At 59.6% G+C, this 20,443-nt stretch carries 23 protein-coding genes; 13 read left to right on the top strand and 10 right to left on the bottom strand.

Annotated features, from left to right (window positions below; all coding sequences use genetic code 11):
- Nucleotides 1-4: 4 nt before the first annotated feature.
- The 9 genes from HDC32_RS17640 to HDC32_RS17600 all read left to right on the top strand — a co-directional run bounded on the left by HDC32_RS17640 (nucleotide 5) and on the right by HDC32_RS17600 (nucleotide 8,551).
- Nucleotides 5-829 (top strand): ABC transporter permease, encoded by an 825-nt coding sequence (locus HDC32_RS17640; RefSeq protein WP_017739612.1) that lies wholly within the window; start codon nucleotides 5-7, stop codon nucleotides 827-829.
- A 117-nt stretch (nucleotides 830-946) separates the two neighbouring features.
- Nucleotides 947-2,095 carry an iron-containing alcohol dehydrogenase gene (locus HDC32_RS17635; protein ID WP_065925379.1) on the top strand — a complete coding sequence of 383 codons (1,149 nt, stop codon included), beginning with the start codon at nucleotides 947-949 and terminating at the stop codon, nucleotides 2,093-2,095.
- A gap of 84 nt (nucleotides 2,096-2,179) precedes the next feature.
- Nucleotides 2,180-2,854: a ribulose-phosphate 3-epimerase gene (gene rpe / locus HDC32_RS17630; protein ID WP_131699136.1), complete on the top strand. Its 675-nt coding sequence runs from the start codon at nucleotides 2,180-2,182 to the stop codon at nucleotides 2,852-2,854.
- On the top strand, nucleotides 2,851-3,669 hold the full coding sequence (locus HDC32_RS17625) for a phosphoglycolate phosphatase (protein ID WP_131699137.1): 819 nt from the start codon (nucleotides 2,851-2,853) through the stop codon (nucleotides 3,667-3,669). Before rpe ends, HDC32_RS17625 begins: the two co-directional genes overlap by 4 nt.
- A 70-nt stretch (nucleotides 3,670-3,739) precedes the next feature.
- Complete coding sequence (gene trpE, locus HDC32_RS17620) at nucleotides 3,740-5,221, top strand: anthranilate synthase component I (RefSeq protein WP_184744953.1); 1,482 nt, start codon at nucleotides 3,740-3,742, stop codon at nucleotides 5,219-5,221.
- Nucleotides 5,222-5,230: 9 nt separating this feature from the next.
- Complete coding sequence (locus tag HDC32_RS17615; RefSeq protein WP_024077700.1) at nucleotides 5,231-5,824, top strand: aminodeoxychorismate/anthranilate synthase component II; 594 nt, start codon at nucleotides 5,231-5,233, stop codon at nucleotides 5,822-5,824.
- A 9-nt stretch (nucleotides 5,825-5,833) separates the two neighbouring features.
- Nucleotides 5,834-6,883 carry an anthranilate phosphoribosyltransferase gene (gene trpD / locus HDC32_RS17610; RefSeq protein WP_065938244.1) on the top strand — a complete coding sequence of 350 codons (1,050 nt, stop codon included), beginning with the start codon at nucleotides 5,834-5,836 and terminating at the stop codon, nucleotides 6,881-6,883.
- Complete coding sequence (trpC, locus tag HDC32_RS17605) at nucleotides 6,880-7,716, top strand: indole-3-glycerol phosphate synthase TrpC (RefSeq protein ID WP_131699139.1); 837 nt, start codon at nucleotides 6,880-6,882, stop codon at nucleotides 7,714-7,716. The genes trpD and trpC overlap by 4 nt, the downstream gene beginning before the upstream one ends.
- Before the next feature lie 139 nt (nucleotides 7,717-7,855).
- Nucleotides 7,856-8,551, top strand: a complete 696-nt coding sequence (locus HDC32_RS17600) for a lipoate--protein ligase family protein (protein ID WP_131699140.1) — start codon at nucleotides 7,856-7,858, stop codon at nucleotides 8,549-8,551.
- Here the strand turns inward: HDC32_RS17600 and crp are convergent.
- A complete protein-coding gene (gene crp / locus HDC32_RS17595) occupies nucleotides 8,548-9,192 on the bottom strand; it encodes a cAMP-activated global transcriptional regulator CRP (RefSeq protein WP_027605892.1) in 645 nt (214 codons plus the stop codon). The two genes, HDC32_RS17600 and crp, sit on opposite strands and share 4 nt — an antisense overlap.
- Before the next feature lie 245 nt (nucleotides 9,193-9,437).
- Between crp and HDC32_RS17590 the strand changes: the two genes are divergently transcribed.
- Nucleotides 9,438-9,860, top strand: a complete 423-nt coding sequence (locus HDC32_RS17590; protein ID WP_005792019.1) for an OsmC family protein — start codon at nucleotides 9,438-9,440, stop codon at nucleotides 9,858-9,860.
- A gap of 62 nt (nucleotides 9,861-9,922) precedes the next feature.
- Here HDC32_RS17590 and coq7 read toward each other — a convergent pair whose 3' ends face one another.
- From coq7 to hemJ, 6 genes are all read right to left on the bottom strand, one after another.
- Nucleotides 9,923-10,570, bottom strand: a complete 648-nt coding sequence (gene coq7 / locus HDC32_RS17585; RefSeq protein WP_145336825.1) for a 2-polyprenyl-3-methyl-6-methoxy-1,4-benzoquinone monooxygenase — start codon at nucleotides 10,568-10,570, stop codon at nucleotides 9,923-9,925.
- Nucleotides 10,571-10,687: 117 nt separating this feature from the next.
- Entirely contained in the window at nucleotides 10,688-11,026 is a 339-nt protein-coding gene (locus HDC32_RS17580; RefSeq protein WP_003194682.1) for a histidine triad nucleotide-binding protein, read from the bottom strand.
- Between the two features lie 46 nt (nucleotides 11,027-11,072).
- The gene (locus tag HDC32_RS17575; RefSeq protein ID WP_131699141.1) at nucleotides 11,073-11,861 is read right to left on the bottom strand and encodes an SDR family oxidoreductase; all 789 of its coding nucleotides are present in this window, start codon (nucleotides 11,859-11,861) and stop codon (nucleotides 11,073-11,075) included.
- A gap of 62 nt (nucleotides 11,862-11,923) precedes the next feature.
- Complete coding sequence (locus HDC32_RS17570) at nucleotides 11,924-12,886, bottom strand: DUF805 domain-containing protein (protein WP_167656224.1); 963 nt, start codon at nucleotides 12,884-12,886, stop codon at nucleotides 11,924-11,926.
- Between the two features lie 70 nt (nucleotides 12,887-12,956).
- Entirely contained in the window at nucleotides 12,957-13,919 is a 963-nt protein-coding gene (locus HDC32_RS17565; RefSeq protein WP_131699143.1) for an NAD(P)H-dependent flavin oxidoreductase, read from the bottom strand.
- A gap of 24 nt (nucleotides 13,920-13,943) precedes the next feature.
- Complete coding sequence (gene hemJ, locus HDC32_RS17560; RefSeq protein ID WP_027605887.1) at nucleotides 13,944-14,372, bottom strand: protoporphyrinogen oxidase HemJ; 429 nt, start codon at nucleotides 14,370-14,372, stop codon at nucleotides 13,944-13,946.
- A 135-nt stretch (nucleotides 14,373-14,507) separates the two neighbouring features.
- On the opposite strand from hemJ, the gene argC reads away from it, so the two are divergent.
- Both argC and erpA read left to right on the top strand, forming a co-directional pair.
- Complete coding sequence (gene argC, locus HDC32_RS17555) at nucleotides 14,508-15,542, top strand: N-acetyl-gamma-glutamyl-phosphate reductase (protein WP_167656223.1); 1,035 nt, start codon at nucleotides 14,508-14,510, stop codon at nucleotides 15,540-15,542.
- Between the two features lie 165 nt (nucleotides 15,543-15,707).
- Nucleotides 15,708-16,058, top strand: a complete 351-nt coding sequence (erpA, locus tag HDC32_RS17550; RefSeq protein WP_003176443.1) for an iron-sulfur cluster insertion protein ErpA — start codon at nucleotides 15,708-15,710, stop codon at nucleotides 16,056-16,058.
- A gap of 92 nt (nucleotides 16,059-16,150) precedes the next feature.
- Here the strand turns inward: erpA and HDC32_RS17545 are convergent, their stop codons facing one another.
- A complete protein-coding gene (locus HDC32_RS17545) occupies nucleotides 16,151-17,242 on the bottom strand; it encodes an anhydro-N-acetylmuramic acid kinase (RefSeq protein WP_184744951.1) in 1,092 nt (363 codons plus the stop codon).
- 3 nt (nucleotides 17,243-17,245) lie between these two features.
- Entirely contained in the window at nucleotides 17,246-18,664 is a 1,419-nt protein-coding gene (locus tag HDC32_RS17540; protein WP_184744949.1) for a peptidoglycan DD-metalloendopeptidase family protein, read from the bottom strand.
- Nucleotides 18,665-18,873: 209 nt separating this feature from the next.
- Between HDC32_RS17540 and tyrS the strand changes: the two genes are divergently transcribed.
- A complete protein-coding gene (tyrS, locus tag HDC32_RS17535; RefSeq protein ID WP_131699147.1) occupies nucleotides 18,874-20,073 on the top strand; it encodes a tyrosine--tRNA ligase in 1,200 nt (399 codons plus the stop codon).
- A gap of 122 nt (nucleotides 20,074-20,195) precedes the next feature.
- On the opposite strand, the gene HDC32_RS31865 is transcribed toward tyrS, so the two are convergent.
- A partial coding sequence (locus HDC32_RS31865; protein ID WP_221461990.1) for a hypothetical protein occupies nucleotides 20,196-20,443 on the bottom strand: 248 nt, incomplete at its 5' end.

Genomic DNA, 20,443 nt, shown 5'->3' with positions numbered 1-20,443 from the left:
TGCGATGCTGAGCCCTTATATGTCACCAGTAGAACGGGTGTGGTTCTACAGCTTGCGGATCCTCTGCGGCTTGATCCTGTTGTTCCTGATATTGCCTGTGCTGGTCATCATCCCGCTGTCGTTCAACAGCGGCAGTTTCCTGGTGTATCCGTTGCAAGGTTTCTCGCTGCACTGGTACCAGGATTTCTTCGCCTCGGCGGAATGGATGCGTGCGTTGAAGAACAGCATCATCGTCGCCCCGGCGGCCACGGTGCTGGCCATGGTGTTCGGCACCCTGGCGGCGATCGGCCTGACCCGCGGCAATTTCCCCGGCAAGGCGCTGGTGATGGCCCTGGTGATTTCGCCGATGGTGGTGCCGGTGGTGATTATCGGTGTGGCCAGCTACCTGTTTTTTGCGCCGCTGGGCCTGGGCAACAGTTTCTTCTCGCTGATCGTGGTGCACGCCGTGCTTGGGGTGCCGTTTGTGATCATCACCGTGTCTGCGACCCTGCAGGGTTTCAACCATAACCTGGTACGGGCCGCCGCCAGCCTGGGCGCCTCGCCATTGACGGCGTTTCGTCGGGTGACCTTGCCGCTGATTGCACCGGGGGTCATCTCCGGCGCGCTGTTTGCCTTCGCCACCTCGTTCGATGAGGTAGTAGTGACGCTGTTCCTCGCCGGCCCCGAGCAAGCGACCCTGCCGCGCCAGATGTTCAGCGGCATCCGCGAAAACCTCAGTCCGACGATTGCGGCGGCGGCGACCTTGCTGATTGCCTTCTCGGTGTTGCTGTTGCTGACCCTGGAGTGGCTACGTGGGCGTAGCGAGAAACTGCGCACAGCCCAGGTCTAAAGCCCAGCACAGCCCCCTCCCACAGGGGGGCTGTGACCATTCAGCGCCTGAATGGAAGACAACCCGATCCAGTCAGCTACTCTTGTGCCAGCCCATCACCGATAAGAGGCCGCGCACATGAGTACTTCCTCATTCAAGATCGCCCACAAACTGCTGACTGGCGCTGGCGCCATTGAGCAACTCGCTGCTGAACTGACGCGCCTGGATGTGGATAACCCGTTGATTGTCACCGACGCGGCGCTGGTCAAGTCCGGCACGGTAGCGCTGGCGCTCGAACACCTGGGTGAACGCCCTTACGAGATTTTCGACCGCGTGCTGCCCGACCCGGAAATCTCCATCGTCGAAGACTGCATGCAGGCGTACCGCGACGGTGGCCACGACGGCCTGATCGGCCTGGGTGGCGGCAGTGCCATCGATATTGCCAAAAGCGTTGCCGCCTATGCCGGTTACCACGGCGCCCTGGCGGACTTATTCGGCGTCGACCAGGTGCCGCGCAAAGGCCCGCCGCTGATCGCCATCCCGACCACGGCCGGTACCGGCTCGGAAGTGACCAATGTGGCGATCCTCTCCGACAAGGTCGCGCAGTTGAAGAAAGGCATCGTCAGCGACTACCTGCTGCCGGACGTCGCGCTGATCAGCCCGCAAATGACCCTGACCTGCCCACGCAGTGTCACCGCCGCCAGTGGCGTGGATGCGCTGGTGCATGCCATTGAGTCCTACCTATCCCTGAACGCCTCGCCGATCACGGATGCCTTGGCCATCGGTGCGATCAAGCTGATCGCCAAGGCGCTGCCCAAAGCCTACGCCAACCCGGCCAACCTGCAGGCCCGCGATGATATGGCCACCGCCAGCCTGATGGCTGGCATGGCGTTCGGGAATGCCGGGGTGGGCGCGGTGCATGCGCTGGCGTATCCGCTGGGAGGACGGTTCAATATCGCCCATGGCGTGAGCAATGCGCTGTTGCTGCCGTATGTGATGCACTGGAACAAACTGGCCTGTGTCGAGCGCATGCAGGACATCGCCCAGGCCATGGGCGTGAATGTCAGCGGCCTGAGTGTCAACGATGCCGCCGACCAGGCCGTCGAGGCGATGACGCGATTGTGTGCCGCCGTGGAGATTCCTTCCGGCCTGCGCAGTTTCGGGGTTCCCGAGGACGCCATCCCGGCGATGGCCACGGAAGCGGCGGGTATCGAGCGCTTGATGCGTAACAACCCGCGCAAGCTCAGCGCGGCCGATATCGAGAAAATCTATCGGGCGGCGTACTAGCCGTTGAGTTAGGTCACGGTGCGCAGGGCAAAGCATGAGGTATACAATGCGCGCCATCGTGATTTAGCTCAAAAAAGGTGCGTCATGCAGCCCTTCGTTATTGCTCCATCGATTCTCTCCGCCGATTTCGCCCGCCTGGGTGAGGAAGTGGACAAGGTGTTGGCCGCCGGTGCCGACTTCGTGCACTTCGATGTCATGGACAACCACTACGTGCCCAACCTGACCATCGGCCCGATGGTCTGCGCGGCGCTGCGCAAGTACGGCGTCACCGCGCCGATCGATGCGCACCTGATGGTCAGCCCGGTGGATCGCATCATCGGTGACTTCGTTGAAGCCGGCGCGACCTACATCACCTTCCACCCGGAAGCCTCGCTGCACGTCGACCGCACCTTGCAACTGATCCGTGAAGGCGGTTGCAAGGCCGGCCTGGTGTTCAACCCGGCCACCCCGCTGGACGTGCTCAAGTACGTGATGGACAAGGTCGACATGGTGCTGCTGATGAGCGTCAACCCAGGCTTCGGCGGGCAGAAGTTCATCCCCGGCACCCTCGACAAGCTGCGCGAAGCCCGTGCGCTGATCGATGCGTCCGGCCGCGACATCCGCCTGGAAATCGACGGTGGGGTCAACGTCAACAATATCCGTGAAATCGCGGCTGCCGGTGCCGACACCTTCGTGGCCGGCTCGGCGATCTTCAACGCCCCGGACTATCAGGAAGTCATCGCCAAGATGCGCGCCGAACTGGCGCTGGCGCGTCCATGAGCGGCTTTGAGCAGCTGTTCCCCGGCAAACTGCCACGGCTGGTGATGTTCGATCTGGACGGTACCTTGATCGACTCGGTGCCAGACCTGGCGGCGGCGGTGGACGAGATGCTGCTCAAGCTGGGGCGCAAGCCGGCGGGGCTTGCGTCAGTACGCGAATGGGTCGGCAATGGTGCGCCGATGCTGGTGCGCCGGGCCCTGGCCAATCAGATCGATGCCGAAGGTGTCGATGAGGTTGAGGCCGAGCACGCCCTGGAGCTGTTCAACGCAGCCTATGAGCGCAGCCACGAACTGACCGTGGTTTACCCTGGCGTGCGCGACACCCTCAAATGGCTGAGCAAGCAGGGCGTGGAAATGGCCCTGATCACCAACAAGCCGGAGCGCTTCGTCGCGCCGCTGTTGGACCAGATGAAAATTGGCCGTTATTTCCGCTGGATCATCGGGGGCGATACCTTGCCGCAGAAGAAACCCGACCCGGCGGCGCTGTTTTTCGTGATGAAAATGGCCAATATTCCGGCGTCCCAGTCGTTGTTTGTCGGCGATTCGCGCAGTGACGTGCTGGCGGCGAAAGCGGCCGGCGTGCAGTGCGTGGCCCTGAGTTACGGCTACAACCATGGCCGTCCGATCGCCGAAGAGTCGCCGTCGCTGGTGATTGATGACCTGAGACTGCTAATCCCCGGTTGCTTGGGAGCTGGCGCTGAGATAACGTTGCCCGACATCGATCCGTCCTCTTCTGGAAATTCCATCGTGGTGGTCACTCGCAAACTCTGGATGAAAGTCATCAAGGCCCTGGCCCGCTGGCGTTGGCGCGCCTGACTGATCCTGGCCGCACCCTGCGGCACGTTTGCATACCTGACTGTTAGACCCTCACGCCACGAGGCACCTCATGATCCGCGAAGAATTCCTGCGTTTGGCCGCTGCCGGCTATAACCGTATCCCCCTGGCCTGCGAAACCCTGGCCGACTTCGACACGCCGCTGTCGATCTACCTGAAGCTGGCTGACGAGCCCAACTCCTACCTGCTGGAATCGGTACAGGGCGGGGAGAAGTGGGGCCGTTACTCGATCATCGGCCTGCCATGCCGCACCGTCATGCGTGTGCATGACCATCATGTAAGCATCACCCATGATGGCGTCGAGATCGAAAGTCATGACGTCGAAGACCCGCTTGCCTTCGTCGAAGCCTTCAAGGCGCGCTACAACGTGCCGACCATCCCTGGCCTGCCGCGCTTCAACGGCGGCCTGGTGGGGTACTTCGGCTACGACTGCGTGCGCTATGTGGAAAAACGCCTGGGCAAATGCCCGAACCCGGACCCGCTGGGTGTGCCGGACATTCTGCTGATGGTCTCCGACGCGGTGGTGGTGTTCGACAACCTCGCCGGCAAGATGCACGCGATCGTGCTCGCCGACCCGTCCCAGGCCGACGCCTTCGAGCAAGGCCAGGCCAGCCTCGAAGCGCTGTTGGAAAAACTGCGCCAGCCGATCACCCCGCGTCGCGGCCTGGACCTTACCCGTCCACCGGCAGCCGACCCGGTGTTCCGCTCCAGCTTTACCCAGGATGACTACGAGCGTGCGGTCGACACCATCAAGGAATACATCCTCGCCGGTGACTGCATGCAGGTGGTGCCGTCGCAACGCATGTCCATCGACTTCAAGGCTGCGCCCATTGACCTGTACCGGGCGCTGCGCTGCTTCAACCCGACGCCGTACATGTACTTCTTCAACTTTGGCGACTTCCACGTAGTGGGCAGCTCGCCGGAAGTGCTGGTGCGTGTCGAGGACAACCTGATCACCGTGCGCCCGATTGCCGGCACACGCCCGCGTGGCGCGACCGAAGAAGCGGATCTGGCGCTCGAAGAAGACCTGCTCAGCGACGACAAGGAAATTGCCGAACACCTGATGCTGATCGACCTGGGCCGTAACGATACCGGGCGAGTTTCGGAAATCGGCTCGGTGAAACTCACCGAAAAGATGGTGATTGAGCGCTACTCCAACGTGATGCACATCGTGTCCAACGTCACCGGCGAGTTAAAAGCCGGGCTGACTGCGATGGACGCATTGCGGGCGATTCTGCCGGCGGGCACCTTGTCGGGCGCGCCGAAGATCCGTGCGATGGAAATCATCGACGAGCTGGAACCGGTCAAGCGGGGTGTCTATGGCGGCGCCGTGGGGTATTTCGCCTGGAACGGCAACATGGACACCGCCATTGCGATTCGCACGGCGGTGATCAAGGACGGGGAGCTGCATGTGCAGGCCGGTGGCGGGATTGTCGCCGACTCGGTGCCGGCCCTCGAATGGGAAGAAACCCTGAACAAGCGCCGCGCGATGTTCCGCGCCGTAGCGCTGGCTGAACAGACCCCCAATTCTTGAGGTTTCCCCATGTTACTGATGATTGATAACTACGATTCCTTTACCTACAACGTTGTGCAGTACTTGGGGGAGCTGGGCGCCGAGGTCAAGGTGGTTCGCAATGACGAACTGACCGTGGCCGAAATCGCCGCCCTCAACCCGGAGCGCATCGTGGTTTCGCCGGGCCCCTGCACGCCGACCGAGGCGGGTATTTCCCTTGAAGCCATCAAGTACTTCGCCGGCAAGCTGCCGATCCTGGGCGTCTGTCTGGGCCACCAATCCATCGGCCAGGCCTTTGGTGGTGACGTGGTACGCGCGCGCCAGGTGATGCACGGCAAGACCAGCCCGGTATTCCATAAGGACCTGGGCGTATTCCAGGCGCTCAACAACCCGGTGACCGTAACCCGCTACCACTCGCTGGTGGTCAAGCGCGAAACCTTGCCGGAATGCCTGGAACTGACCGCCTGGACCCAACTGGAAGACGGCTCCGTCGACGAGATCATGGGCCTGCGTCACAAGACACTGAACATCGAAGGGGTGCAGTTTCACCCCGAATCGATCCTGACCGAGCAGGGCTACGAGCTGTTCGCCAACTTTCTCAAGCAGAGCGGCGGCACGCGCTAAGGACTTTCCATGGATATCAAGACTGCCCTGAGCCGTATCGTCGGCCATCTGGACCTGAGCACCGCTGAAATGAGCGATGTGATGCGCGAAATCATGACCGGTCAATGCACCGACGCGCAGATCGGCGCGTTCATGATGGCGATGCGCATGAAGAGCGAAAGCATCGACGAGATCGTCGGCGCCGTCTCGGTGATGCGTGAGCTGGCGGACAAGGTCGAGCTCAAGACCCTCGACGGCGTGGTCGACGTGGTCGGCACCGGCGGTGACGGTGCGAACATCTTCAACGTCTCGACGGCCTCTTCCTTTGTGGTCGCGGCGGCGGGTTGCACCGTGGCCAAGCACGGTAACCGTGCGGTATCCGGCAAGAGCGGCAGTGCCGACCTGCTGGAAGCGGCCGGCATCTACCTGAACCTGACACCGGTACAAGTGGCGCGCTGCATCGACAACGTCGGCATCGGCTTTATGTTTGCCCAGTCCCATCATGGTGCGATGAAGCACGCCGCCGGCCCGCGCAAAGACCTTGGCCTGCGTACCCTGTTCAACATGCTCGGCCCGCTTACGAATCCGGCCGGTGTGAAGCATCAGGTGGTGGGCGTGTTCAGCCAGGCGCTGTGCCGGCCATTGGCTGAAGTGCTGCAACGCATGGGCAGCAAGCATGTGCTGGTGGTGCATTCCAAAGACGGCCTGGACGAGTTCAGCCTGGCGGCGCCAACGTTTGTGGCTGAGCTGAAGAATGACCAGATCACCGAATACTGGGTCGAGCCGGAAGACCTCGGCATGAAGAGCCAGAGCCTGCACGGCCTGGCGGTGGAAAGCCCGGCGGCGTCGCTGGAACTGATTCGCGATGCCCTGGGGCGTCGCAAGACTGAGAACGGTCAAAAAGCTGCAGAAATGATTGTTCTGAATGCTGGCGCGGCACTTTACGCAGCCGATCATGCCTATAGTCTTAAGGAAGGTGTCGAATTGGCCCACGATGCACTGCACACCGGTCTGGCTCGTGAAAAGCTCGAAGAGCTGGGAGCATTCACCGCTGTATTCAAGATGGAGAATGAAGGATGAGTGTGCCGACCGTTCTGGAAAAAATCCTGGCCCGCAAGGCTGAAGAAGTTGCCGAACGCCGTGCCCGTGTGAGCCTGGCTGAATTGGAAGCCCAAGCGAAAGCCGCTGACGCACCGCGTGGATTTGCCAAGGCACTGATTGCACAGGCTAAGCTCAAGCAGCCGGCCGTGATTGCCGAGATCAAGAAAGCTTCGCCGAGCAAGGGCGTGATTCGCGAAAACTTTGTACCGGCGGAAATCGCTGTCAGTTACGAGAAGGGTGGGGCGACTTGCCTGTCGGTACTCACCGATATCGATTTTTTCCAGGGTTCCGACCTGTTCCTGCAGCAGGCCCGTGCGGCGTGCAAGTTGCCGGTGATCCGCAAGGATTTCATGGTCGATCCGTACCAGATCGTTGAAGCCCGTGCTTTGGGCGCCGATTGTGTGTTGTTGATCGTCTCCGCACTGGATGATGTGAAGATGGCTGAGCTGGCGGCCGTTGCCAAAAGTGTCGGCCTGGATGTGCTGGTGGAGGTGCACGACGGCGATGAACTGGAGCGCGCACTGAAAACCCTCGACACACCGTTGGTGGGGGTCAATAACCGTAACCTGCACACCTTCGAAGTCAGCCTGGAAAACACCCTCGACCTGCTGCCGCGTATTCCGCGCGACCGCCTGGTGATTACCGAAAGTGGCATCGTCAACCGTGCCGATGTGGAACTGATGGAAATCAGTGACGTTTATTCGTTCCTGGTGGGGGAGACCTTCATGCGCGCCGAGAACCCAGGGGCGGAACTGCAGCGTCTGTTCTTCCCGGAGCGTGGCGTGGCGGTCAGCGGTTCCACTCTCGATTGATTTGAAATGCGATCAAAATGTGGGGGGCTTGCCCCGATGGCGGCGGTTCAGTTGGAGCATCCTTGACTGACACACCGCTATCGGGGGCAAGCCCCCTTCCACATTTGGGTTTGTGTTTATTCAGATAGGTAGGTGCCGATTGATCCAGCCAGTATCGATGCGTGTTGAAGCAGGCCTTGCCGCCGAGCAAGCCTTGTTGGCCGCCGTTTGCGCGGGTGAGCAGGTGTTTGGGTTGTTGTTCTGGCAGCCCAGCGATCAGGCATTGGTGATGCCACGCCGCTTGAGCCGATTGCCTGCTTTCGATGTCGCCAGCCGCGTGTCTGCGGATGCCGGCTGGCCGGTGCTCTTGCGCGAAACTGGCGGCGAACCAGTGCCGCAGTCCAGCGCTACGGTCAATATCGCCTTGGTCTACGCACCGCCGCGCAGTGAAGGTGATCACAATCGTATCGAAACTGGCTACTTGCGCTTGTGCCAACCCATCTGCGACTTGCTGATCGAGTTGGGCGGCGATGCCTCTGTCGGGGAAATCGAAGGTGCATTCTGCGACGGTCGTTACAACGTCAACCTCAACGGGCGCAAAATGGTCGGCACTGCCCAGCGCTGGCGGCAAAGCGGGGGCCGCCCGGTGGGGTTGGTGCACGGTGCGTTGTTGCTGGATAACGATCGCGAAGAACTGATCGCGGCGGTCAATCGGTTCAACGAAGCCTGCGGCCTGGAGCAGCGGGTTCGTGCCGACAGCCATATCGCGCTGCACGAAGCTTTCCCCGCGTCGGATGCAATCAGCCGGCTGGACACCTTGTACCGTCAGATGCTGGCCAGCTTCCTGCCGGGTTAACGGGTACCGAACACCACCATCGTCTTGCCTTTGACGTGCACCAGGTTGCGCTCTTCCAGATCCTTGAGCACGCGGCCGACCATCTCCCGTGAACAGCCGACAATGCGCCCGATTTCCTGGCGGGTGATCTTGATCTGCATGCCGTCGGGGTGAGTCATTGCATCGGGCTGCTTGCACAGTTCCAGCAGGCAACGGGCCACACGCCCGGTGACGTCGAAGAACGCCAGGTCGCCGACTTTGCGGGTGGTATCCCGCAGGCGCTGAGCGATTTGACCGCTGAGGGCGTAGAGGATGTCGGGGTCCTGCTGGGCAAGTTCGCGAAACTTTGCGTAACTGATCTCGGCCACTTCGCACTCGACCTTGGTCCGCACCCAGGCGCTGCGCTCCTGCTCCTTCCCTGCTTGTTCAAACAGTCCCAGCTCGCCGAAAAAATCCCCTGTGTTCAGGTAGGCGATGATCATTTCGCGACCGTCTTCATCCTCGATCAGGATGGTGACTGACCCCTTGATAATGAAAAACAGGGTTTCGGAGCGCTCACCGGCGCAGATGATGTTGTGCTTGGCGGGATGACGCCGGCGCTGGCAGTGCATCAGCAACTTGTCGAGATTCTTGATCTTGGGTATGGGCGTAAGAGCAACCATGGTTGTATCCCGAAAGGCAGCGCGAGGTGGTTGGATTTGTTGTACTCAGCGGTATCGGCATTGATACACGTTGTATAAAGGGTGGCAATACGCCACTCATTTGGCGCCAGCTTAACAGACACATTCTGACTCGATTAGCGAATTTACCGAGTCAGCCCGGTTATTGATCGCTTTGATGAGAAGCGCGGTTGCGCCCGGGCCCTGTGCTAAGCTGGCGACCCTTTTTTAGCAGTGGAGTCTGGGCGATGAAGGCACGCATCCAATGGGCGGGCGAAGCCATGTTCCTCGGTGAATCGGGCAGCGGCCATGTGGTGGTCATGGATGGCCCGCCGGAAGCCGGTGGCCGTAACCTGGGCGTACGCCCGATGGAAATGCTCCTGCTTGGCGTGGGCGGTTGCAGCAATTTCGACGTGGTCAGCATCCTGAAAAAATCTCGCCAGGCCGTGGAAAGCTGCGAAGCCTTCCTGGAAGCCGAGCGCGCCACTGAAGATCCCAAGGTGTTTACCAAGATCCACATGCATTTCGTGGTGAAGGGCCGGGCGTTGAAAGAAGCTCAGGTTAAGCGGGCTATCGAGTTGTCGGCCGAGAAATACTGCTCGGCGTCAATCATGCTCGGCGCGGCGGGTGTGGCCATCACCCATGACTACGAGATCATCGAGTTGGGTTGACCGCCAATCGGCAAAAGAAAAGGGCGCTTCGATAGCGCCCTTTTTTGCAGCTGCAGGTTTCGTCAGATGCGGTAGGTGCTTTTGGTCATGACCTTGGCCAGCAGGCTCATGCCAAATCGCACTGGCGCCGGGAAGCGGAAACCGCCGGCATCCAATGCACTCTCGGCGTGGTGCGCTTCATCGATACGCATCTGCTCAAGAATTGCCCGGGACTTTTCGTCGTCGGCCGGCAATTGTTCCAGGTGTTCATCCAGGTGCTTGCAGACTTGATGTTCAGTCGCGGCGACAAAACCGAGGCTGACCTTGTCGCTGATCAGGCCGGCAGCCGCGCCGATGCCGAATGACAATCCGTAAAATAGAGGATTGAGCACACTGGGATGGCTACCCAACTGACGGATACGTTGTTCACACCAGGCAAGATGGTCGATTTCTTCTTCGGCCGCGTGCTCCATGGCTGCACGTACCTGTGGCAGCTTGGCGGTCAGGGCCTGGCCCTGGTACAGCGCCTGGGCGCAGACTTCGCCGGTATGGTTGATGCGCATGAGGCCGGCCACATGACGGGTTTCGGTCACGCTCATCTGCGCATCAGGCTGCACGATGGCGGGTGATGGACGGTAAGGTTGGCCGCTGAAGGGCAGCAACGTGCGCATGGCCGTGTCGGCTTGCAGCAACAGACGGTCTATCGGCGAGTAGTGACGTTGGGTAGTCATGCTGACCTCCGGGAGGAATCTCGGCGGCCAGTTTACCGCAAGAGAGAGGAACGCGTTTGCCCCGAGTCAAGGGCATGGGGTCGCAGCCTCGGACTGCGCCCCTTGTTGCGGGCTAGTTCAGCCCGGTGGCCAATTCATCTGGCGCTGACCCAGTACATGCATATGGATGTGGTAAACAGTCTGCCCGCCGTCTTCATTGCAGTTCATCACCACACGGAAACCTTTCTCACAGCCTTGCTCCACCGCCAAACGCTGGGCGGTGAACAGAATATGGCCGGCCAGGGCCTTATCGTCCTCGGTCAGGTCATTCAATGTGCGGATGGGCTTCTTCGGGATAACCAGAAAATGTACCGGCGCCTGTGGGGCAATATCGTGGAAGGCGAGGACTTGATCATCTTCGTAGATAATCTTCGCGGGTATTTCTCTGTTGATGATCTTGGTGAACAGAGTATCCACAGCTGTTTCTCCATTATGAAAGTGCAAGGTGAGTGTACTCAGGCGATCAGCGTGGGCAATAGGCCTTGTTGATGGCGCCGGCGATCTTGCGGGTCAGCCAGCGCGGGCTGAAACGCGGGCTGAAGGCCAGCCAGCGATTACGTCGTCCAGGAATGATGATGGCTTTGTTCTTTTCCAGTGCGCGCACGGTATAGAGCGCCACTTCTTCCGGGCTCATCAATTGCTCGCTGCGGTCGAGTTTGGCTGTGTCCATTTGCGCTGTACCGAAGAAGGCGGTGCGCGTAGGGCCGGGGCAAAGCACCGAGACCTTGATACCACAGGTCTTCAGTTCTTCGCGCAAGCCTTCGGAGAAGTGCAGTACATAGGCTTTGCTGGCGTAGTAGCTGCTCATCCAGGGACCGGGTTGGAACGCGGCGACCGAGGCGACGTTGAGAATCTGCCCGCCGCCGTGCAGCGCCATGCTATTGCCCAGGGCGTGACACATGCGGGTGAGGGCGAGGATGTTGACTTCGATGAGGTCCTGCTCGGTCATCCAGTCCTGGGCCAGGAATGGCCCGCTGGTGCCAATGCCGGCACAGTTCACCAGTAAATCTATCTGCCGTTCGCCTTCTTCAAGCTCCAGCAGGAACCCGGACAAGCGCAATGGCTCGCCCAGGTCGCACGCTCGAAACAGCACTTCGACGCCGAAGCGCTGGGTCAATTCGATTGCAATGCTTTCCAACTGATCACGCTGGCGGGCCACCAGAATCAAGCTGCGGCCGCGACGTGCCAGGGCTTCGGCCAAAGCCAGGCCGATGCCGCTGGAGGCGCCGGTGATCAGAGCGTAACGGGTCATGCCTTTCTCCATCACAACGCCGCCGGGCCTGTGACGGAGGCATCACAGGCGGCGGGCGTTTTTTACTGTTCTGGAGAGTCTACAGGTTCGGCCGCTTCGTCAGCACTTTGCGCTTCGTCTTCCTCGACGGTGGCGCGTTGATCCGCGTCTTCGTCAGAGGTGATGGAGCTGCTTTCGTAGCTGCTATCCACATTGGCCTCGAGCTGATCCAGATAGCCGTTCATCCCCAGCGACACCACGATGATGAGCATCAGCGGAATGAATGCCAGCCACAGTGAGGCCAGGACCTTCACCGCGGTGGAGTTGCGCGGTGGCGGTGCGCCGTACTGGTTGGCACCGGTGTTACCTGGCACTACCAACAGCAGCAGCGGGAAAATACTGTTCACCAGCGGGACCAGGTTCAGCAGGTACAACCAGCCGGACCAGCCCAGATCGTGCAGACGCTGCACGCCGATCTGCACGCTCACGACCACAACCGCGACGAACAGCGCGAAGCCCAGCAGCGAGCCGAGGATGATGGCTATCGTCGGCGACGCGGTCGCGATGGCAAAGCCCACAGTACTGAGGATACCTGCTGCGACGAGCATGGCGACGGTCAGTACCAGCGTCCATGCCAGGTACCGCAGACGACCAATACGGCCATTGATGGTGAAGACCTTGAGGGTGGCGTATTCCGGCAGGCTTTCACCTACGGCAGCACGCGGTGGTGCGTACGGTGAAGCGACAGGGCGGGAGAGGTCCGCAGCGTCGGAATCTGTCTCGTGGGTTTCGGCGAGGCTGAAGGCCACGGGTTGTTCTGCTTCGATGCGGGCATCGACCCCGGCGTTTTTCAGCGCGGTGAGGTAGGTTTCGGCGTCGGGGCGCGACAGGTCGCGCTTCAGTGCAACCGGGCGGCCAGTGAAGAGTTTCTCGATGTCCTCGACTGTGCTCTTGAACAGTTCAGCCAGGTTCAGCTTGGCCGTGGTGCTTTCGACACCCGGGAGCAAGGCCCCATCAAACACAATCTTGAAACGGTTGTCGCTCATGCGGGCATCCTTGTCACTGAATCAGTGGGGGTAATGCAGGACTGCTCGATCGGCAGACCTTGCGGTTGGGTCAACGTGGCCAGCGCAACTGTGTCGCCCGCTCGCGCGCCTTGCGGTATTCGGCATCCAGGCGGGCAACGAGTTCATCGACGCTGGGTAAATCATTAATTTCACCGACACCTTGGCCGGCGGACCATACGGTCTTCCAGGCCTTGGCTTCGTCGCTCAGCGGCTTGAGCTTGGAACCGAAGTTTACTTCGCCTTTGCCTTGCAGGGCAGCGAGGTCGAAACCGGCATTTTCCAGGCTCTGGCGCATAAAGCTTGCTGGTACGCCGGAGACAGCGGGAGTGTGCACGATGTCGGCAGCGCGCGATGTGAGCAGCATCTCTTTATACGCATCCGGGGCGTGGCTTTCAGTGGTACCGATAAAACGTGTGCCGAAATAGGCCAGATCTGCTCCCATCAACTGGGCGGCGAGTATCTCATGGCCGTGGTTAAGGCAGCCGGCCAGCAGCAGGGTCTTGTCGAAGAATTGGCGAATCTCTGCGATCAGCGAGAATGGGCTCCAGGTACCGGCATGGCCGCCGGCGCCTGCGGCCACGGCGATCAGGCCATCCACGCCGGCTTCGGCGGCTTTTTCGGCATGGCGCCGGGTAGTGACGTCATGAAATACCAGGCCGCCGTAGCTGTGCACGGCATCCACCAGTTCTTTCACCGCGCCCAGGCTGGTGATCACGATTGGCACCTTGTGCTCGACGCAGATCGCCAGGTCCGCCTGCAGACGAGGGTTGCTGTTGTGCACGATCAGGTTGACGGCGTAGGGCGCGGGATTGTCCAACTGCGCCAGGCCCGCTTCGATTTCCTCCAGCCAGGCCTTGAAGCCACTGCTCTCGCGCTGGTTGAGCGCCGGGAAACTCCCGACTACCCCATTGCGGCAGCAGGCCAGCACCAATTGCGGATTGGAAATCAGGAACATCGGCGCAGCCACCACGGGCAGGCGCAGACGTTGTTCAAGCAGAGCGGGCAGCGACATTGGAGGTACCCCGAGTAAGTGAAGTTAGAACGGTTTGACCACGACCAAAATTACGATAGCCAGCAATATCAGAACCGGGACTTCATTGAACCAGCGATAAAAGACATGGCTGCGGGTGTTTTCGCCACGGGCGAAACGTTTTACCTGCGCGCCGCACATGTGGTGGTAACCAATCAGGAACACTACCAGGGTCAACTTGGCGTGGATCCAGGCGCCCGATTGAAAGATGCCGGGGTTAAGGGCGATCAGCCAGATACCGAACACCAGGCTGGCCAGCATTGCCGGGCCCATGATGCCGCGGTACAGCTTGCGCTCCATGACGCTGAAGCGTTCCTTGCTGACGGTGTCCTCGCTTTGAGCGTGGTAGACGAACAGGCGCGGCAGGTAGAACAGCCCGGCAAACCAGCAGACGATGCTGACGATATGGAAGGCTTTGACCCATAGATAAAGCATTTTTAGTTATTCCCAGGTTCACGGTAGCGAAGATAGTAGTGGCTCATGCAGCCATACGTCACGCTGACGGTTGTCGCAGGACGATACGGCCCCTATTATCGACGGCTTTCCAGTGGGTTCGTTGAGGGCAGGTTTATGGTCAAGGTCGGTATCGTCGGCGGCACGGGTTACACCGGTGTCGAATTGCTGCGTCTGTTGGCTCAGCATCCGCAAGCTGAGGTGGTGGTCATTACCTCTCGATCCGAGGCCGGCCTGGCCGTGGCCGATATGTACCCGAACCTGCGAGGCCACTACGACGGCCTCGCGTTCAGCGTTCCGGACATCAACACCCTTGGCGCCTGCGATGTGGTGTTTTTTGCCACCCCGCATGGCGTTGCCCATGCGTTGGCTGGCGAACTGCTGGCGGCTGGCACCAAGGTCATCGACCTGTCGGCTGACTTCCGCCTGCAAGACGCCGACGAATGGGCCAAGTGGTACGGCCAGCCTCACGGTGCACCGGATCTGTTGGAAGAGGCGGTGTACGGCCTGCCGGAAGTCAATCGTGAGCAGATCAAGCAGGCGCGCCTGATCGCGGTGCCGGGTTGCTATCCGACGGCGACGCAGCTGGGCTTTCTGCCGTTGCTCGAAGCCGGGCTGGCGGATGCTTCGCGCCTTATCGCAGACTGCAAGTCGGGTGTCAGCGGCGCGGGCCGTGGTGCAGCGGTAGGTTCGCTGTACTCCGAGACGTCGGAAAGCATGAAGGCCTACGCAGTAAAAGGGCATCGCCACCTGCCGGAAATCCGCCAGGGGCTGCGTCGCGCCGCGGGCAAGGACGTGGGCCTGACCTTCGTGCCACACCTGACGCCGATGATTCGTGGCATTCATTCCACGTTGTATGCCACCGTGGTCGATCGTTCGGTAGATCTGCAGGCGTTGTTTGAAAAACGTTATGCCAACGAGCCGTTCGTCGATGTAATGCCTGCGGGCAGCCATCCGGAAACCCGTAGCGTGCGCGGCGCTAATGTGTGCAGGATTGCTGTGCACCGCCCGCAGGATGGTGATCTGGTGGTGGTGTTGTCGGTGATCGATAATCTCGTCAAGGGCGCGTCGGGCCAGGCTGTGCAGAATATGAACATCCTGTTTGGTCTGGACGAAAAACTCGGTCTGTCCCACGCCGGCATGTTGCCTTAAGAAGATTGGTAGAGTGTGCAAAAGGCCCGTTGATCGGGCCTTTTGTGTTTCTAATGGCGGCGATGCAGATTGATATACCGTAACAATAGTTGACCGCTTTTCTAGGAGAAGCGGATAATGCCCGTCATTACGCATATGGCGGCGCTACGCCGGGAGATTATCAGCATGAGCGTTGAATCCTTCACCCCCACGGCTTTGCAATTCACCCACGGTGCTGCGCACAAGGTGAAGAGCCTGGTCGATGAAGAGGGTAATGATCGTTTGAAGCTGCGCGTATTCGTTACGGGCGGCGGTTGTTCAGGGTTTCAGTACGGTTTCACCTTTGATGAAGATGTGGCCGACGATGACACCATCGTTGAGCGCGAGGGCGTAAGCCTGGTCGTGGACCCGATGAGCTTCCAATACTTGGCAGGTGCTGAGGTGGATTACCAGGAAGGTCTGGAGGGTTCGCGTTTTGTGATCAAGAACCCTAACGCTACCACCACCTGTGGTTGCGGCTCTTCGTTCTCGATCTGATCGACAGCCTGATCCTCAACGAATAAAAAACGCCGCTTGGCTTTGATCGGCCAAGCGGCGTTTTGCTTTCTGCGATTCTGGCGAGGTGGTTGTCAGGCGGGATAGATCGCGCCAAGTACCCTCGGCCCGCGTGCGCCGGTGACACTGGGCCGGTTGGCGGTAATGCCTTCGAGGCAGCAGTGAGCCAGCCAGGCGAAGGCCATGGCTTCGACCCAGTCCGGGTCTACGCCGTGGGTGGTGGTGCTGCTGACTTGAGTGGACGGCAACAACGCTGCCAGACGGTTCATCATTGTGGTGTTATGGGCGCCGCCGCCACAGACGAGTAGCGTTTCTGTCTGGGGTTGTGCGGTTTGCAGGGCCTCGACGATGGTCAGTGCGGTCAGTTCCAGCAGGCTGGCCTGTACGTCCTGAGGGGCAAAGGCGGGCAGGCGGCTAAGGTGCTGGTGCAGCCAACCGAGGTTGAACACTTCACGGCCGGTGCTTTTCGGGCCTTTGGTCAGGAAGAATGGATCGCTGAGTAGTGCCGCGAGTAGTTGAGGCTCGACCTTGCCACTACCCGCCCACTGCCCGTCACGGTCAAAGTGTTCGCCGCGCTGCTGTTGAATCCAGGCGTCCAGCAGCACATTGCCTGGGCCGCAGTCGAAGCCAGCTACGGGCTTGCCGGTTTCGATCAGGCTAAGATTGCTGAAGCCCCCAATATTCAACACCGCACGGTTGCCGGTGCTTTCGCCAAACAACGCTTCATGAAATGCGGGCACCAGAGGCGCGCCCTGGCCGCCAGCGGCAACATCGCGGCTGCGGAAGTCGCTGATTACGGTGATGCCCGTCAGCTCCGCAAGCAATGCCGGGTTGCCGATCTGCACGGTAAACCCGCGGGCGGGTTCATGACGGATGGTCTGGCCATGGCTGCCGATCGCACGTATGTCTCGAGGCTTGAGGTTTTGCTGGTCGAGCAACGTGTGGATGCCGTGGGCGGCGAGGGTGACCCAGTGCTGCTGGGCAATCGCTGAGCGGGCAATCTCATCCGGGCCGCTGGCGCACAGGCTTAACAGCTCTGCGCGCAGGGTGTCCGGCATGGGTGTGTAGTGGGTGGCGATCAAATTGACCGCCGAGTCCTGTTCGATCAGGGCGATATCCAGGCCATCGAGACTGGTCCCGGACATCACGCCTATATAGAGCGGCATACCTTAACGCTTCGCCGAAGCAAGCAGGGTGGAGCGCTCCTGGTCCATGCGCGCCATCAGCGGCTGGCTCTGTTGCATAAAGCGCGCGCGCTCGGCCTTGGCTATCGGGTCGGCCATCGGCAGCTTCTGGCCCAATGGGTCAACGTGCACACCATTGACCTGGAATTCATAGTGCAGGTGCGGGCCGGTGGACAGGCCAGTGGTGCCGATATAACCGATCACCTGGCCCTGCTTCACGTTGCCGCCAGTTTTCACGCCCTTGGCGAAACCTTGCATATGGCCGTACAGGGTGCGGTAGGTGTTGCCGTGCTGGATGATCACCGTGTTGCCGTAGCCACCGCGTCGCCCTGCGAGCAGGACCTTGCCGTCGCCGGCCGCCTTGATAGGCGTGCCGCGTGGGGCGGCATAGTCGACGCCTTTATGGGCGCGGATTTTGTTCAGAATTGGATGCTTGCGACCCATGGAGAAACGCGAGCTAATACGAGCGAAATCCACCGGGGTGCGGATGAAGGCCTTGCGCATGCTGTTGCCGTCGGCGGTGTAGTAGCTGCTGTTGCCTTGCTTGTTGGTGTAGCGGACGGCAGTGTAGGTCTTGCCGCGGTTGGTGAAGCGTGCGGAGAGAATGTTGCCGGTGCCGACCACTTTGCCGTTGGCGACTTTCTGCTCGTAGATCACGTCGAACTCATCGCCCTGGCGGATGTCCTGGGCGAAGTCGATGTCGTAACCAAACACACTGGCCATGTCCATGGTCATGCTATGGGACAAGCCGGCGCGCGCGGCAGATTGTGACAGTGAGCTGTTGATCACGCCGTGAGCGTAGGCGGAACGCATGACTGGCTTGGTGGTGATGCGGTTGAAGGCAAAGCCTTTGGCGCCCTTGGTCAGGGAGATGCTTTCGAGATCGCTGAGCTTAGTGTGCAGGTTGTTCAACTGACCGTCTGGTGTCAGTTCGAACTCAAGTTTCTGGCCGTGTTTGAGTTGGATGAATTGCTTGGCCTGTTTATCGCTGGCCAGCACGTCGTTAACGGTGGCTGCGGGAAGGCCTACCTTCTCGAACAGGGTAGAAAGCGTATCGCCTTTCGCCACGATCACTTCGCGGTGTTGAGGGTTCTTGGCGGTTTCTGCTACGAGCTTTTGCTGCTCTTGAGCGGCTTGCTGGGTATCTTCCGGCGTGTTTTCGATCTGGACAAACGGCGATTCAGTTGGAGCATTTGTGGCTTGTTGTGCGTCGGAAGCGTCTTGATCTTGTGTCAGTTGTTCAACCGGACTCTCCAAGTCAAGGCTCAGGGATGTTCGTTTGGCTTCTACGTCACTGGAAGGGAATACCAGGAGTGCCAGGCTGAGAAGGGCGGCGATACCACTTGCAGCGAGCAGGTGGGTCTTCGGGTAAAGCGGCGGCGCTTTAGACGGTTCAGTGGTCATAGGTAATTTTGACTTTGAAGATGAAATGGAAAAGATGAATGACATGATGAAGATGAAATAACTGTATAAAATATAACCAAATCATCTGTGACGCAAGCTCGCGAACGCTGGGCTTGCTGAACGGTGTCCGTGCGCAGGGCAAAACTTGTAATTAGTCCCTGATCTTGTATGGTTGGTTCCCTTTTGAATCTGAGCCTTGCGGGTCTGTTATGAAGTCGGTTGAAGAGCAGCTAGCGCTGATAAAACGTGGTGCGGAAGAACTGTTGGTCGAGGCCGAGCTGATCGAAAAGCTCAAGCGTGGCCAACCCCTGCGTATTAAGGCTGGTTTCGATCCGACCGCGCCGGACCTTCATCTGGGGCATACCGTGCTTATTAATAAGCTGCGTCAGTTCCAGGAGCTGGGGCATCAGGTGGTCTTCCTTATCGGTGATTTCACCGGGATGATCGGCGATCCGAGCGGTAAGAGTGCTACGCGCCCGCCGCTGACCCGTGAGCAGGTTCTGGATAATGCCGAGACCTATAAGACCCAGGTATTCAAGATTCTTGATCCGGCCAAGACCGAGGTGGCGTTTAACTCCACCTGGATGGATCAGATGGGGCCGGCGGACTTCATTCGCCTCACTTCCCAGTACACCGTGGCGCGCATGCTTGAGCGTGATGACTTCGACAAGCGCTATTCAACCAATCAACCGATCGCGATTCATGAATTCCTGTATCCGCTGGTTCAGGGTTATGACTCGGTAGCGCTGCGCGCGGATGTTGAGTTGGGTGGTACCGACCAGAAATTCAACCTGCTGATGGGGCGTGAGTTGCAGCGTGCTTATGGTCAGGAAGCTCAATGCATCCTGACCATGCCGTTGTTGGAAGGATTGGATGGTGTCAAGAAGATGTCCAAGTCCCTGGGCAACTATGTCGGCATTCAGGAAGCTCCGGGTGTGATGTACGGCAAGCTGGTCTCTATCCCGGATGCCCTGATGTGGCGCTACTTCGAGCTGTTGAGCTTTCGCTCGATGGATGAGATCAGCGCGCTGCGTGCGGATGTAGAGGCGGGCGCCAATCCGCGGGACGTGAAGATCAAACTGGCGGAAGAGATCGTGGCGCGTTTCCATGGTGAAGAGGCTGCGGCCAGTGCTCACCGTGCGGCGGGTAACCGCATGAAGGATGGCGAGCTGCCGGATGATCTTCCCGAGATTGAATTGACTGCCGCTGAAGCCATGCCGATTGCTGCTGTCCTTAATAAGGCGGGCCTAGTGAAGAACTCGGCGGTTGCGCGTGACCTTCTGGGGTCTGGCGGTGTGCGTATAGATGGTGAGGTGGTGGATCGCACCTTTATGTACGAGCTGGGTGCTACCCACGTTTGTCAGGCAGGGAAGAAGGCATTTGCGCGTATCACGCTCAAATCCGAATAAACCTGAAATTAAGTGTTGACGGCGAATTGTATCTGTCTATAATTCGCCCCACTTCCGGCGCAGTCGAAACGTAAAACTCCTTGGTAAACAAAGAGTTATGCAGGATTAGGCGGCGAGTTGCTTCAGTTCATCGAAGCCCAGAAGGAGTTGATAGAGTCGTGTTGTTTGGCGCTATTAACGATTCGATCTTCTCGGTCGAAAGCGGAGAAAAAGAGGTGTTGACAGCAGCGTGTAACGCTGTAGAATTCGCCTCCCGCTGACGAGAGATCGGAAGTGCAAGTGGTTGAAGTTGTTGAAGAAATCTTCGAAAGCTTCTGAAAATAATCACTTGACAGCAAATGAGGCTGCTGTAGAATGCGCGCCTCGGTTG

Origin of the sequence: Pseudomonas sp. JAI120 (assembly GCF_014207255.1) — a bacterium.
Classification (GTDB): domain Bacteria; phylum Pseudomonadota; class Gammaproteobacteria; order Pseudomonadales; family Pseudomonadaceae; genus Aquipseudomonas.
This window is presented reverse-complemented; position numbering and strand designations above follow the sequence as displayed.